This window comes from Flavonifractor sp. An306, from assembly GCF_002159455.1.
In the GTDB taxonomy this organism is placed as follows: domain Bacteria; phylum Bacillota; class Clostridia; order Oscillospirales; family Oscillospiraceae; genus Flavonifractor.
Map to the genome: position 1 here is coordinate 1 of NZ_NFIQ01000090.1, position 12,330 is coordinate 12,330.

Genomic DNA, 12,330 nt, shown 5'->3' on the forward strand with positions numbered 1-12,330 from the left:
GGAAGATCCCCCACTCTTATGCTTGTCTGCGAAAGCCTTGATCTTTTTCTCCGCCTCAACGATGGACATATCTGGGTTGTCCAGGTCTTGGGCAATCAGCTCGGCACAGGCCGGTTCCCGGCGGCAGATATCTATAAGCTGCTCGGCTACCATCCAAGGGGCGGAGCGTACGGGGACTTTTGACTGCTGTTCCTTCAGTTTCTCAATAGCACTCACTCCGCGCACCCCCCAAATGCCTCCGCTAGATACCGCAAGGCCTTTTCCATAACATAGGCTACTGTCTTATCCTCCCTGCTTCTGGCCTTGATTAACAGGTCATTCATTTTATTGCCCATCTCTTTGACCTGGCCGTAAAACGCATCGAACTGGGCCATCTCCACATCCCCGGACATGGCAGCCTTCTTCGCCGCCTTCTCCTGTTCCTCCATGGAGCGTTTCATAACCTCCACAGCGGCCTCGGCTTGCTTCTGCTTGTCCTTGGCCTTGTCCAGTTTGGCCTGCATCTCGGCAATAGCGTCAGCCCTTGCCTTGTCCACGGCGGCCTGATCCACCACCGTCTCCACGGCCACCTCAACCGGCTTTGCCTTCAACTCTGCCAGTTCAGCCTCCAGACGGGCAACGTCCTGCATGGCCTGTTCCCGGTCCTCGTTGGCTCCAGACAAACGGACATTGAGGAGCTTCATATCCTCCGCCATCTTTGCCCTGGCAGCCTCTGCCGTGTGCTGCTCCACCACAGCGTGCTCGGCCGCCGCCCGGGCCTCGTCCCGCTCTTTGATGGCCTGCTCCAGCTGGCGGGCGGACATGTCAATGACATTATTTTCCGCCATAAACTGCTCCCGCTCTTCCGGAGGCAAAGCTAACAGAGTCAATGCTTTGGTGGCACCCAAATCCGACAGCGCTGTCGGATTTGACCACTCCCGGGCCAGTCTCATAAACCGCTGGGCGGATCGTTCCGAGAACTCCACCCGCTCCTCCAGCCAAGACCGCCACTCTCCATGGGAGAGCATGTCCTTTGCCTCAATGAGGCACCGTCCGATGGTAAGGATGGCCTCTCCCCCGGCCCGTTTGGCGTCCAGAATCTCTCCGGTGATGGTTTCAATGTCCCGCTCCCCGGCGGGCGGTGCTATGGTCTGGGCGATCAGCGCCCCCAGGTCAGGCTTTCCCATACTGGATACCCTCCTTTTCCAGCAGCTCCGCCACCCAGGCCCGGTAGTCCCGGGCCGCCGAGCAGAAGGGGCTCCAGGCCTGGACCGCCATCCGGGCCCAGGAGCTCTCCGGTACCTTGTCGGTGCGGCGGATCACGGTATCATAGACCGGCACCAGCCCCTCCTCCCGGAGGTAGGCCACCGAATCCTCCACCACGGGGGAGCGGTGCCACTGGTTGACCAGCACCCCGGCCACCCGCAGCTCCGGGTGTAGGGAGCGCAGGCTGGCGATCTGGTCCACCAGATCGCCCACGCCGGTGGCGGAGCAGGCGTCGGATAGCACGGGGATAATCACCGCGTCGCTGGCCAGGATAGCGGACACGCAGGCAGCGGACAGATTGGGCGGGCAGTCAATGACCATCACGTCATAGGCGTTGTCCTCCTCCATGGCCTCCCGCATATCCCGCACGGCCCGGTAACAACGGCCCCGGTTTCCCCCGGCGGCCTCCAAATCCAGGGCCCACAGGTCCTCCGCTGCCGGGAGCACATCCAGGCCAGGCACATCGGTATGTACGGTCAGCTCGTCGTAGCAAATGGCGTACCCCCGCAGCAGAGCGCCCAGGCCGGCGTACTCGCCGGAAGGCAGCAGAATCTGGGTGGCGTTGGCCTGCCCGTCGGCGTCCACCAGCAGCACCCGCAGGCCGCAGCTGGTGGCCAGCACATAGGCCAGATTGACGGCGGTGGTGGTCTTCCCCACCCCGCCCTTGCGATTGACAATGGCAAATGTTTTCATGCACAAGTCCTCCTGTTTCTTACTCCGGCTTTGCCTGCCCGTCGGCGCCGCCGGTCTGATCTTTTTCGGTCGGCCGGAAAGGGTCGTTGGGGCCATCGTCATAAATACCCTCCCAGAAGCGGTCGGCAAAACTCACCTGTTTGTACTGCCTGGGCCGCTTCATGGGGGCCGTCTGGGGTGCCGCTTGCTCTACCACGGACTGGCGGAACCGCTGATAGGCCCCGTCGAAGGTGAGGTACATCCGCCCCCGCTCGCCGTCTTTGTTCTTGGCCAGCTTGAGCACCCGGCGGCTCTCGTTGGGCCTGGAGGGGTCCTCCAGATAGAGGAGCAGGATGGCGTCGGCGTCCTGCTCGATCTGCCCGGATTCCCGCAGGTCGCTCATAGTGGGCTCAATGTACTTGCTCTCGTCCCGGGTCTTTTCTGAGCGCGTCAGCTGGGACAGTGCCACCACCAGAATCCCGTTGCCGTGGGCCATCTGCTGAAAGGTCCGGCTAATGGCGGACACCTGCTCCGTGCGGTTGGCCTTGCGGGTCTCCGGCTCCACGATCTGGAGGTAGTCCACGTAGACGACCTGATAACGATTTGCCAGGGCATCCGCCCGGATGTCGCTGGCCGTCATGCCGGAGGCGTCGATCAGCTCCAGCTGGTGCTGGAGGATATCCTGGGATGCGTTGGCCGCCTGGGTCCACTCCTGCTCGGTGAGGGCCCCCCGCTTGATAGCGGCCATCTCAATGCCCGCCATGTTGGCGATCAGCCGGTCGGCCAGCTTGTAGCGGCTGGTCTCCAGGGAGTAAAACCCCACCCGCTTGGCCTCGCTCTGGTGGTAGGCGAAGGCCACCGCCAGGGCGGTCTTTCCGGCGGAGGGATAGCCGCCCAGCACCAGCATGTCCCCCAGGTCAACAAAAAGCTGCTCGTCCAGCTTGGACAGCCCCCAAGTCATGTACTGATGGGGCGTGGTGTGGCGGTTCCAGAAGGAGTGGAGCATCTGCTCCATGTTCATCCGCCGCACATCCTGCCGCTCCACAGCGAGGGCCTGGATCTTTTCTGAACCACGGAGGATCTCCTCCATATCCCGGGCCTCATGCATTTCCAGGACGATCCCCCGAGCCTGTGCAAATCGGGCCTGCTCCTGCATCCGGGGTACATACTCCCAGATGTTCGCGGCTGTGGGCACATCATCCATGATCTGGAGGAGCAGCTTGCTCCAGTCCTCTCCCCCGCCCAGCCTGTCCCGGACGGTCACCGGGTCCACCGGCTTGCCGCTGACGAACTGGGCCCGGATGGCCTGAAAAATCTGCCGGTAGACGTCGTCCAGGAAATCCCGGTCCGACACCTTGCTCAGCACCGGCCCGATCAGCTTGTCCTCAATGAGCAGCGCACCCAGCACCGCCTCCTGGTTGGACAGTCGGTCTTTGGCCTCAAGGCTTACCATGTGGGCACCTCCTCACGGGCCGCCATCCTGGGTGGCGGCTGATCCGGCGGAGCTATGTACTCATCCTCCCAGGCCCGGCCATTGAGCCAGGTGGAGGCCATGGGGATGTACTTTCCGTGAGCCTCCTGCCACTGGGGAGACCGTTTGTCCCTGTCCAACGCCGCCGCCATCCGGCGGCACAGAGCCAGGTCCGGCTTGAGCTTGTCCCACGCCTTTCTGGCCGCCTTCTTTCCTCCCCGCTTCCCCTGCCGGGGCGGATAGGCCGACCAGAACCGCTCAAAGAGCAGTTCCTGCTGGTCCATCGTGTCAGGCTTGTCCCCTTGGGGGACTATAGGGGGTATATTATTTAACTGGTCAGTAACTGTTTCCTTATTACATTTCACCGAATCGGGAAATGGTTCCCCCGGTTTGGTGAAATGCATTTCACCATCTGGTGAAATGGAAGGCGCAAGGAGGCCGTACACCTCCAGGACGCTATCGGCCAGGGCGTACCACACCGTCCGGTCGGTCTTGTCTTGGCTGAAGTTTCCGGTAAGCAGTACCCCGTCCTCCTTGAGCTTTGCCACGATCCGCTCCACTTGCCGGCGGGTCCAGAACGGGAACAATTTGGCCAGAGCCTCCAGGGTGTTGTACGTCCAGGTACGGCCCTCATGGAAGTGCCGCCCATTGGCCTGGTTCTTGGCGATCCAGAATGCCATTGCGTGGAGGAAAATGGCCCCGTTTACCCCGTGGCGCTGGGCCAGCTCGGCATTGAAATGATATTCTGTCACGGGCCTCTGCCCCCTTGCAAATCCATGTCATTTGTGCTAATATAACTATGGTTTTCATGCACGAAACCATTGTTTGGTCCTGCTGTCTGTGCCCGCAGACAGTGGGGCCTCTTTTTTTGCCCTTTCATGGCCGTTCCTCCTACCAGATTCCCCGGTCTATCATGGCCTTGATGGCCGCCTTTTTGATCAACTCCCGGTTGGCAGCCCGCTCCTCCTCGCTGACCTCAATATCCTTGTGGGGCGTAAAGCACAGGGTGGTGCCCAGCTTCTCCCCCGAGTCCATGGTGGCACTCTCGTCCACCAGCACCCGCTCCCCCGACATCTCGGTGAGCCAGTGCAGCCCCTTCCGGCGGGTCATGATGGTGTCCACCTCATACCGGCCGATCTTCTCATGGATGACCTTCGTGGTAATCTCCAGCTCCTCCAGCGGCTCAATGTTCAAATCATGCATATGTATCCCTCCCCCGCTTTGTTGTATGAGATTCCCAGGCTGTCCTATGCTTGGATACGCTTTTGCGTCTCCAGCTCCTCCAGCAACCGATCCAGAATTTCTGGAAGGATCGCTACCTCTTGCGGCTGATTATTACCGCTCAGTACCCGGATGCAAAAATCCATCATGGCATCTTCCAGTTTCTTCTTTTGGTTGCACACCTTGTACCCCTCCTTCTGTGTTCTTGAGGTTTCCCTACGAGGATTCCCGGGCGCACCGAAGCTCCAGGGCGGCCTCCACGATCTCCTGAAGGTCCTCCATGATGGCATCAAACTCGGCCCGCTCGCTTTCATCAATGACGTTATCCTCAGTGATCCGCAGCAGCCGACGGTCGGCGTGGGACTCCGCAAAGATGAAAATACGGTTGGTCAGCTTGGCACTGGCCTCCAAGACAGACTTGGGCTGGATCTCCGGCACCACACGGTTGTAAAGGTTATTGGTCGAATGGACATGCCGGACGATCAGGCTCAGGTCGTTGTACAAAATGGACATCAGCTCCACCACATCATTGGATGGAATCCGCTGGCCGGTCTCATAAGCACGCAGGCTCTCCACGCTGATGCCCAGCCGCTCTGCTGCCGCTTCCTGAGTCAGTCCGGCAGCTTTGCGGTAGGTTTTATAAGTATTCCGGTTCTCCTCCGGCATGGTTATCTCCTCCTTGGCAGGGTAAAATGGATATTGGAATCAGCTTGCTTCCCCGTCTGACCGCCCAGGCCCGGCACGGCCATAAAGGGCGTCAATGGAACACTCCAGTACATCGGCCAGTACCGGGAGATAGTCCAGGCCAGGCCTACGGGCACCGGATTCCCACATGCAAACCGTTGGTCTTGATGCCTTCACCGCCCGGGCCAGCTCCGCCTGAGTCATCCCTTTGCGCTCCCGCAGCTCTCTGATTTTCAAATTCTTTCCTCCTTTCCGGTTGTCCTTTTCTCTCTCCTGTGATATGATTTACAATAAGCTAACTACCTGTGTTATCAACTGTACCTTTCGCATGGAGGGGCTATGGATATAAAAATTCCAAAAATCAGCAAGGAGTTTATGGCTCAAGTGGAGCAAACCCAGGCTGAAATGAAACTCCGTGAAGAATTGGCCCAAAAATCCGCTCGCCATGCGGCTCGACGGAAGTGGTTACTTGATAACATTGTAGGGATTATTGCTGTATTGGTCGCCGTGCTCTCCATCATCATCTCGGTATTGATGGGATTCCAGCAGCCGGCGGATCCCCTCCGGAGTACTAGTTCTCCTCAAGTAATCTCCGTCGAATGATTTCCCAAACTCTGTCATATCGACAAAGTCAGTCGCCAGAATCAGCGCCACCTTGACAGATCCAGGGGTCAATTCCTTCTCTGTCAGACTCTCCAATGCGGTAATGGCTGCATCAGCCAGCGCCATCTCAAAATTGAACGCTTTCATTGCATGCCTCCGTTGACTTTGATTCCATCAATGCGGCTTTTTGGCTTTTACGTCTCCATACACTGTCTTGATTTGCTACGGGTTAATCATAAATCCCCAATTTATGATTGTCAATAGTATATCCCCAATTTATGATTTTTTGGAATTCTTTTTATAATAGGAGTGATGCCCTTTGGATGTCCAATTTTTTGTGCAAAACGTCAAAGATCTTTGCAAAAAGAGGGGTGTCAAACCAACCATCGCTTGCGATGAAAGCGGTGCCGGAAAGAATTTATTAAACCACATCGAAAGCCGGGGAAGCATCCCCTCCGTTGCCAAAGTCCAAATGCTTGCTGATTACTTAGGCGTAACCACCAGCGAGCTGCTGGGTGAGGCGTCTGGCAGCTCTTCCGCCGGCATCCGTATTCCCGTGCTGGGCACAATCCCCGCTGGCATCCCCCTGGAGGCCATTGAGGACATCCTGGACTGGGAGGAGATCCCGGCGGCCTGGGGCTCCGGAGACCGGCAGTATTTTGGCCTGCGTGTCAGAGGGGACAGCATGTATCCCCGCTATCTGGAGGGTGACACCGTCATTCTCCGAAAAGAAACGACCTGTGAGAGCGGCGACGACTGTGCCGTTCTGGTCAATGGCGATGCGGCCACCCTCAAACAGGTCATGATCCGAGGGGACGGCAGCCTGGAGCTGCGCCCCACAAATCCGGCTTATCCTCCGCGCATCTACTCCCCTGCCGAGATTGAATCTTTCCCCGTGCAGATCATCGGCGTGGTGGTAGAACTGCGGCGGAAGATAAAATAAAAAAGTGTCCGAGTTGGACACATGGAGAGAGGACGGATAGCAATGAAAAAGCTCGTCTCACTGCTTATTTGTTTGACCTTGCTTTTCCTTTCCGGATGCACAACAACTCAGAATTCTGATGGTTCAAACCAATCTCTTTCAGCAGATCCAGTCCCATTAGACACCCCCGTTGCAGAGGCAACTCCGACGCCGACACCAGAACCCACGCCGATCGTTATACCAGAACCTGTCTCATATACTGGGAGCGGGGATGATGTTATTTCTATTACTCCTCCCGAAGGTGTCTATGTTTTCCGAATCAGTGGGAATACAGATTCTAGACATTTTGCCGTGAAAGGCTATGATGCTACAGGAAATAGTACTGAGTTATTTGTAAACACAACGGAACCATATAGTGGTATCACTTTAGACCCCTCACAAAGCACATCTACATTGGAAGTAAGTGCTGAAGGTGCTTGGATAATTGAACTTGTATCCATTCTTGAAATGCCAACTATTAGTGAGGGACAAACAGTAACAGGAGCAGGGGATAGCGTCCTGCTGGTTTCCAGCTATGGTACCACTGCCACGATATCAGGTAATAACAGTTCTGCACACTTTGCGGTAAAATCATATGGCACTTCACGTGATAATCTTATGGTAAATACAACTGATCCGTATGAAGGTACTGTTATGATCAAGGGAGATCCACTTATTCTTACTGTTGACTGCGAAGATGAATGGTCGATTACATTTTAAGGGGTAACTTCCGTCGAGGACGAAGGCGCCGGGGTCTGTTTCAACATCTACGCCTATAACATCCAGCCGGGCATAGAGATTGACTATCTCACCGGAGACAGCCAACGCGCTGCTTGAATCCAAGCTACATGGCGTACAATATATGTTGACATTGTGCGCACATATGCTATACTAGAAGCAAAGGAGCTGATGGTATGGCCAATATTAACATCCGTATTGACGACAACCTGAAGAAGGAAGCGGAAACTCTGTTCAACGATCTGGGCCTGAACATGACCACCGCCACCACCATCTTCCTGAAGCAGTGTCTGCTCTGCCACGGCCTGCCTTTCGAGGTGCGGATGGACCCCTTCTACTCCGCCGAAAACCAGGCCCACCTGCGCCGGGCCATCTCCGACCTGGATGCCGGGAGCGGAACTGTCCACCAACTGGTTGAGGTGGACGATGCATAAGGTATGGCATGATGAGGCCTGGGAGGATTATCTGTTCTGGCAGCAGCAGGACAAGAAGATGCTTCGCAGGATCAACCAGCTTCTGAAAGATGTGGACCGTAACGGCTACACGGGAATCGGCAAGCCGGAGCCTCTGAAGGGGGATCTCTCCGGCTGGTGGAGCCGCCGCATTGATGACACCCACCGTCTGGTCTATCGGATCCGGGACGGCCGGGTGGAGATTGCACAGTGCCGTACACACTATGGGGCATGAAAAAAGCCGGGGCTTTCGCCCCGGCCTCTTAAACTGCCAGAAATCGAACATTTGTGCCACAAAAGGCAGGTGACAGACATGGACGCAGCCCAATACCTCCGCAAATCCCGGATGGAGGAGGGCATGGACACCGAGGAGGTACTGGCCAAGCACCGCAAGGCCCTGGCCACTTTCGCCGCCACCCACGACATCCATATCATCGAGACCTATTACGAGGTGGTCAGCGGGGAGAGCCTGTACGCCCGGCCGGAGATGCTGCGGCTGCTGGAGGACGTGGAGGACGGCCGGTATGACGCGGTGCTGGTGATGGATCTGGACCGGCTCTCCCGCGGCCGGATGAAGGACCAGGGCATCATCCTGGACGCCTTCCGGGACTCCGGCACCCTCATCGTCACCCCGGAAAAGACCTACAACCTGTCCGACGACCTGGACGACGAGCTGGCAGAGTTCAAGACCTTTATGAGCCGCCGGGAGTACAAGATCATCAACAAGCGGCTGCGCCGGGGGCTGAAGCAGACCATCCAGGACGGCTGCTATGTGGCCAACGCCCCCTATGGCTACCGGAAGGTGACGGTAGACCGGAAACCAACCCTGGAGATCTACGAGCCGGAGGCCAAGTTCGTGCGGATGATGTACGACCTCTACCTCCAGGGCTACGGCTGCGTCTCCATCGCCCGGTATGTCAACTCGCTGGGGGCCAGGCCCCACCGCTCGGCGGAGTTCACCCGGAACAGCGTGGCCCACATCCTGCGCAACCCCACCTTTGCCGGCAAGATCGTGTGGGATCAAAAGACCCACATCCGCAAGGGGGCCAAGGGCAATCCCAAGCACATCACCATTTACAACCCCAGGGAGCGGTGGACCATCGTAGACGGGATCCATCCGGCCATCATCTCCCAGGAGACCTACGACCAGGTACAGGCCATCCTGGCCGGGCGGTACATCCCCTCCCGGAATGACGGCACGGTGCGCAGCTCCCTGGCCGGGCTGGTGCTGTGCGCCAACTGCGGGCAGCACATGCAGCGGATGACCATGAAGGGCTCCCCTTACCTGCTGTGTACCCGGCCGGGGTGCTGCGCCTCCACCAAGTTTGAGCTGGTGGAGGCACGGGTGCTGTCCTACCTGGAGGAGACACTGGCCCGCATGGAGCTGGAGCAGCAGGCCGGGACTGGCCGGGACACCGCCGTGCTGGACAGCACCCTGGAGGCAATCAAGAAGGAGCTGACCGCCGCCCAGCGGCAGAAAAACCGGCTGTACGAGCTGCTGGAGCTGGAGGAGTACGATCTACCCACCTTCCGGGAGCGGATGGCGGCGGTGAAGGAGAAGATTGCCGGACTGGAGCGCCGGCAGCGGGAGACGGAGCGCACCATAGAGCAGGCCAAGCTGGCCGACCCCGCCTCCCTGGCCAGGAAGATCCGGGGGGTGCTGGACGCCTACGACGCCGCCGATCCCGCCGGCCGCAACGCCATGCTCAAAAGCGTGCTGGATACCATATGGTACGAAAAAAAGAAAAAAACTGCGCCCACCGACTTCCAGCTGCGCTTCAGCTTAAAACCCTTCTGATGGAAAACCCTTGCGCCCCAAGGGTTTGGTAGAGTATATAAAACGCTATATCTTCCGATAAAGATTGTATCGAGGATCTGCGGTTCTACCCCACCCAGAACTCCCAGGCGGCCATCGACCGGGCCGTCAGCATCAAGGCGGGCAGCGCCGAGCTGCTGTACGCATACATCGACGTGGAGCCGGTGAGCTTCCACCGGGGCTTTTACACCGTGGACGTGCGCTACTTCTACAAGGTCACCGCCGACGCCTTTGTGGGCGCCGCCCGGCCGGTGGAGGTCTGCGGCCTGTGCGTCTTTGACAAGCGGGTGATCCTGTTCGGCAGCGAGGGCAGCGCCAAGGTGTTCTCCTCCGACCTGTCGGTGGACGGTCTGGATGAGCAGAACCTGCGCAAGACCAACCTGCCCACCGCGGTGGTGGAGGTGGTGGACCCCATCGTGCTCAACATAAAGCTGGTGGACGTGTGCGAGTGTCACCCCTGCGACTGCTGCCTGTCCGAAATCCCCCCCTGCATCTGCTCCTGCTTCGGCAGCGACCTGTGCTTCGGCGGGGACGGCAAGCGGATCTACGTCACCCTGGGCCAGTTCTCCATCATCCGGCTGGAGCGGGACTCCCAGCTGCTGATGCCGGTGTACGACTACTGTCTGCCGGAGAAGGAGTGCGCCTGCGGCGGCTGCGGCGACGAGGACCCCTGCGAGATCTTCCGCCACGTGAAGTTCCCCGTCAACGAGTTCTTCCCCCCCAACGGCCCCGCCCCCGACAACTGCCGGGAGCTGAAGGGCTGCCACTGCTGAACGGCGGAAAGGAGGGCCTATCCCACCAGATAGGCCCTCCTCTCTATTCCGCGATATCCAGAATCTCCACGTCAATGCCCTGCCGCATGGCATAGGTGAGGGTGTACATGGTACCCCCCAGCATTCCGTCATACACGGCAATGAGCAGAGAAGCCCGGTCCACCATATAGCGGTTGCGGCGGAGCATACATCCCTTGTCGTAGTGCCGCTGCACCATGGTCTCGCAGTCGCACCGCTCCACCAGGGTAAAATACCGCTCCCGCTCCCGCTCCCGCCAGTGAGCGGCCTGCTCCTCGCAGGGGATCACCGCCTCCAGCGTCACCTCCGGGTGCCGCTCCCGCAGCTTGAGCACCGCCTCGCAAAAGTAAAAATCCGCCCCACGGGCCATGCCGCACATAAAATGCCGCTTGCCCCGGTCATAGGCCTCCTCCACCGCTTCGTCCAGCCGGGCTTTCAGCGCCAGACATCTGGAGTCCTCCTCGTCATCCCGCCAGGGCAGCTTTTCCGGCCGGTGGCCGGTAAAGGTACAGGTACGCTCCCGGTCCAGCTTCCTCCCCTCCTTCCCTTGCCGAATCCGTTTTCGGCTTTCATTGTAGTATATCCAATGGGACAAGTCAACGCTTTATCGAACATTTGTTTTTTCAAAAAGTCCTATATTTCACTTGCTTTTTTCTTCGGAATGTGTATAATGAGGGTGGAACAACTGAATGAACTGTCTTCAGGGCAGGGTGAAAATCCCGATCGGCGGTATAGTCCGCGAGCCGTATGGCTGACCCGGTGGAACTCCGGGACCGACAGTGACGCGCACAGACCCGGGCGCGAAGTCTGGATGGAAGAAGATGTGTTGAAATTGCGCACGCTCCTTTGATTTTGACACCTGGAAGACATGGTCTTTCAGGTGTTACTGATTTCAAAGGAGTGTTTTATTATGTCCGCAAGATCTGCCCGTATCAAGAAGCTGGCCGTAATGGCCATGCTGGTGGCTCTGTCCATCGTGCTGGTGTCCCTGGTCCACTTCCCCATCTTCGCCCCGGTGTCCTTCCTGGAGTACGACCCCGCCGATATCCCCATCCTCATCGGCACCTTCGCCTACGGCCCCCTGGCCGGCATTGTGCTGACGGTGGTGGCCAGCCTGATCCAGGGATTTACTGTCAGCGCCCAGAGCGGCGTCATGGGCATCGCCATGCACATCTTCGCCACCTCCACCCTGGTGCTGGTGGCGGGCACCATCTATAAGTTCCGCCACACCCGCTCCGGCGCGGTGATCGGCCTGGTAGCCGGCGTGCTGGCCATGACTGTCGCCATGATGGTGTTCAACCACTTTATCACCCCCTATTTCATCACCCAGGACTGGAGCGACGCCGCCGCCGTGGCCGCCAACCGGGCCTATGTGGACACCCTGCTGGTGCCCTTCATCGCCCCCTTCAATCTGATCAAGGCCGGGGTCAACTCCACCATCACCTTCCTGGTGTACAAGGTGGTCTCCCGGTACATCGTCCATGGGGACGCCTTCGCCTCCGGCCCCCGCAAGGCCGCCGACCAGATCTGAGCCTATACAAAAAGGACCGCCGCGGAATGAACCGCGTGCACTTGTCAAGCAAAAGTAGACACAGAAAAAGTGAATTTATCGAAAGCCCTGTTCGGTTCTGTACTGAACGGGGCTTTTGTATCCCAAAGCGGCAGCAGGACGAGAA

18 protein-coding genes and 1 riboswitch are annotated in these 12,330 nt (G+C 58.4%); of the genes, 7 read left to right on the forward strand and 11 right to left on the reverse strand.

Going from position 1 to position 12,330, the window contains the following annotated elements:
- The 10 genes from B5F88_RS21160 to B5F88_RS16775 form a co-directional block, all read right to left on the reverse strand.
- The coding region (locus tag B5F88_RS21160) for a hypothetical protein (RefSeq protein WP_204246262.1) at positions 1-216 on the reverse strand (216 nt) is incomplete at its 3' end.
- Positions 213-1,166, reverse strand: a complete 954-nt coding sequence (locus B5F88_RS16740; protein WP_087348347.1) for a DUF3102 domain-containing protein — start codon at positions 1,164-1,166, stop codon at positions 213-215. The genes B5F88_RS21160 and B5F88_RS16740, both read right to left, overlap by 4 nt.
- Positions 1,153-1,938, reverse strand: coding sequence for a ParA family protein (locus B5F88_RS16745; protein WP_087348349.1), 786 nt, complete (start codon positions 1,936-1,938; stop codon positions 1,153-1,155). The genes B5F88_RS16740 and B5F88_RS16745 overlap by 14 nt, the downstream gene beginning before the upstream one ends.
- A 19-nt stretch (positions 1,939-1,957) precedes the next feature.
- Positions 1,958-3,370, reverse strand: a complete 1,413-nt coding sequence (locus tag B5F88_RS16750; RefSeq protein WP_087348351.1) for a DnaB-like helicase C-terminal domain-containing protein — start codon at positions 3,368-3,370, stop codon at positions 1,958-1,960.
- Positions 3,364-4,140 (reverse strand): hypothetical protein, encoded by a 777-nt coding sequence (locus B5F88_RS16755; protein WP_087348353.1) that lies wholly within the window; start codon positions 4,138-4,140, stop codon positions 3,364-3,366. The genes B5F88_RS16750 and B5F88_RS16755 overlap by 7 nt, the downstream gene beginning before the upstream one ends.
- A gap of 139 nt (positions 4,141-4,279) precedes the next feature.
- Positions 4,280-4,591: a hypothetical protein gene (locus B5F88_RS16760; protein WP_087348355.1), complete on the reverse strand. Its 312-nt coding sequence runs from the start codon at positions 4,589-4,591 to the stop codon at positions 4,280-4,282.
- A 44-nt stretch (positions 4,592-4,635) separates the two neighbouring features.
- Complete coding sequence (locus tag B5F88_RS20805; RefSeq protein ID WP_162612224.1) at positions 4,636-4,791, reverse strand: hypothetical protein; 156 nt, start codon at positions 4,789-4,791, stop codon at positions 4,636-4,638.
- A gap of 34 nt (positions 4,792-4,825) precedes the next feature.
- Positions 4,826-5,275: a helix-turn-helix transcriptional regulator gene (locus B5F88_RS16765; protein ID WP_087348357.1), complete on the reverse strand. Its 450-nt coding sequence runs from the start codon at positions 5,273-5,275 to the stop codon at positions 4,826-4,828.
- A 39-nt stretch (positions 5,276-5,314) separates the two neighbouring features.
- Positions 5,315-5,530 (reverse strand): helix-turn-helix transcriptional regulator, encoded by a 216-nt coding sequence (locus B5F88_RS16770; RefSeq protein ID WP_087348359.1) that lies wholly within the window; start codon positions 5,528-5,530, stop codon positions 5,315-5,317.
- A gap of 228 nt (positions 5,531-5,758) precedes the next feature.
- A complete protein-coding gene (locus tag B5F88_RS16775; RefSeq protein WP_087348361.1) occupies positions 5,759-6,043 on the reverse strand; it encodes a hypothetical protein in 285 nt (94 codons plus the stop codon).
- 325 nt (positions 6,044-6,368) lie between these two features.
- On the opposite strand from B5F88_RS16775, the gene B5F88_RS16780 reads away from it, so the two are divergent.
- The 6 genes from B5F88_RS16780 to B5F88_RS16800 all read left to right on the forward strand — a co-directional run bounded on the left by B5F88_RS16780 (position 6,369) and on the right by B5F88_RS16800 (position 10,636).
- Positions 6,369-6,839 carry a S24 family peptidase gene (locus B5F88_RS16780; RefSeq protein WP_087348363.1) on the forward strand — a complete coding sequence of 157 codons (471 nt, stop codon included), beginning with the start codon at positions 6,369-6,371 and terminating at the stop codon, positions 6,837-6,839.
- Between the two features lie 42 nt (positions 6,840-6,881).
- Entirely contained in the window at positions 6,882-7,577 is a 696-nt protein-coding gene (locus tag B5F88_RS20395; protein WP_140402162.1) for a hypothetical protein, read from the forward strand.
- Between the two features lie 194 nt (positions 7,578-7,771).
- The gene (locus B5F88_RS16785) at positions 7,772-8,029 is read left to right on the forward strand and encodes a type II toxin-antitoxin system RelB/DinJ family antitoxin (protein WP_087348366.1); all 258 of its coding nucleotides are present in this window, start codon (positions 7,772-7,774) and stop codon (positions 8,027-8,029) included.
- Complete coding sequence (locus B5F88_RS16790; protein ID WP_087348368.1) at positions 8,022-8,282, forward strand: Txe/YoeB family addiction module toxin; 261 nt, start codon at positions 8,022-8,024, stop codon at positions 8,280-8,282. The genes B5F88_RS16785 and B5F88_RS16790 overlap by 8 nt, the downstream gene beginning before the upstream one ends.
- Positions 8,283-8,360: 78 nt before the next feature.
- A complete protein-coding gene (locus B5F88_RS16795) occupies positions 8,361-9,845 on the forward strand; it encodes a recombinase family protein (protein ID WP_087348370.1) in 1,485 nt (494 codons plus the stop codon).
- Between the two features lie 182 nt (positions 9,846-10,027).
- Positions 10,028-10,636, forward strand: coding sequence for a hypothetical protein (locus B5F88_RS16800; protein WP_242959850.1), 609 nt, complete (start codon positions 10,028-10,030; stop codon positions 10,634-10,636).
- A 43-nt stretch (positions 10,637-10,679) separates the two neighbouring features.
- Here B5F88_RS16800 and B5F88_RS16805 read toward each other — a convergent pair whose 3' ends face one another.
- The gene (locus B5F88_RS16805) at positions 10,680-11,249 is read right to left on the reverse strand and encodes an SLOG family protein (RefSeq protein WP_343286478.1); all 570 of its coding nucleotides are present in this window, start codon (positions 11,247-11,249) and stop codon (positions 10,680-10,682) included.
- Between the two features lie 97 nt (positions 11,250-11,346).
- A riboswitch (FMN riboswitch) is annotated at positions 11,347-11,481 on the forward strand.
- A gap of 83 nt (positions 11,482-11,564) precedes the next feature.
- Between B5F88_RS16805 and B5F88_RS16810 the strand changes: the two genes are divergently transcribed.
- The gene (locus tag B5F88_RS16810) at positions 11,565-12,185 is read left to right on the forward strand and encodes an ECF transporter S component (RefSeq protein WP_087348374.1); all 621 of its coding nucleotides are present in this window, start codon (positions 11,565-11,567) and stop codon (positions 12,183-12,185) included.
- Positions 12,186-12,330: the final 145 nt, after the last annotated feature.